The organism is Polaromonas aquatica (assembly GCF_042659145.1).
Classification (GTDB): domain Bacteria; phylum Pseudomonadota; class Gammaproteobacteria; order Burkholderiales; family Burkholderiaceae_C; genus Polaromonas; species Polaromonas aquatica.
In genome coordinates this window covers 1-1548 of the sequence record NZ_JBHSRS010000011.1, presented here as the reverse complement: position 1 = coordinate 1548, position 1548 = coordinate 1, and the positions used below count along the sequence as shown (strand labels likewise).

Annotated in this window: 1 rRNA gene; it reads right to left on the bottom strand. The window is 54.9% G+C overall.

Annotated elements, in window-relative coordinates:
• Window positions 1-1548, bottom strand: a 23S ribosomal RNA gene (locus ACFQND_RS03905); the annotation flags it as partial.

Genomic DNA, 1548 nt, shown 5'->3' with positions numbered 1-1548 from the left:
ATAGTTACCACCGCCGTTTACTGGGGCTTAAATTCAAAGCTTCGACCCCGAAGGGTCTAACCTCTCCTCTTAATCTTCCAGCACCGGGCAGGCGTCAGTCCGTATACATCCACTTGCGTGTTCGCACGGACCTGTGTTTTTAGTAAACAGTCGCTTCCCACTGGTCTCTGCGGCCACCACACCCTTTCCCCAGCAAGTGGGTATAAGCGGATGGCCCCCCTTCTCCCGAAGTTACGGGGGCATTTTGCCGAGTTCCTTCACCATGATTATCTCGATCTCCTGAGTATTCTCTACCTGACCACCTGAGTCGGTTTGGGGTACGGGCAACAATAGACCTCACGTCGATGCTTTTCTCGGCAGCATAGGATCACCAGCTTCCCCATACGGGTCCGCATCACATCTCACCCAACGCCAGAATCTCTTAAACTCTGACGGGCTACATGTTTACACCGGGACAACCATCGCCCGGCACTGGCTACCTTCCTGCGTCACACCTCACGCTCACCACCCCAGCATCGGGTTCACAGCCGCCACCAGAACATCACCCGAAGGATCCGTCCCGGCTTTGGTTTGTTTAGCACTACTGGTTAGGTCTTTGACGGTCTACCGCCGGTACGGGAATATCAACCCGTTGTCCATCGACTACGCCTGTCGGCCTCGCCTTAGGTCCCGACTTACCCAGGGCAGATTAGCTTGACCCTGGAACCCTTGGTCTTCCGGAGGACGGGTTTCTCACCCGTCTTTCGCTACTCATGCCTGCATTCTCACTCGTGTAGCATCCACGACTGGATCACTCCGCCGCTTCACTCGCCACACGACGCTCTCCTACCCAACCCACGAACTGGACCACGAAGGCCTGTCTNTGTCGGCGCGGAATCACTTGACCAGTGAGCTATTACGCACTCTTTCAAGGGTGGCTGCTTCTAAGCCAACCTCCTGGTTGTCACAGCAACTCCACATCCTTTACCACTTAGCACACGCTTAGGGACCTTAGTTGGTGATCTGGGTTGTTTCCCTCTCGACTATGAAGCTTATCCCCCACAGTCTCACTGCTGCGCTCTCACTTACCGGCATTCGGAGTTTAGCTGACGTCAGTAACCTTGTAGGGCCCATCGGCCATCCAGTAGCTCTACCTCCGGCAAGAAACACGCAACGCTGCACCTAAATGCATTTCGGAGAGAACCAGCTATCACGAAGTTTGATTGGCCTTTCACCCCTATCCACAGCTCATCCCCTCAGTTTTCAACCTAAGTGGGTTCGGCCCTCCACGACGTCTTACCGTCGCTTCAGCCTGGCCATGGATAGATCACTTCGCTTCGGGTCTAGGACACGCGACTGACTCGCCCTATTCAGACTCGCTTTCGCTACGGCTACCCCACACGGGTTAACCTCGCCACGTATCGCTAACTCGCAGGCTCATTCTTCAAAAGGCACGCCGTCACACCAACAAGGGTGCTCCGACGGATTGTAAGCACACGGTTTCAGGATCTATTTCACTCCCCTCCCGGGGTTCTTTTCGCCTTTCCCTCACGGTACTAGTTCACTATC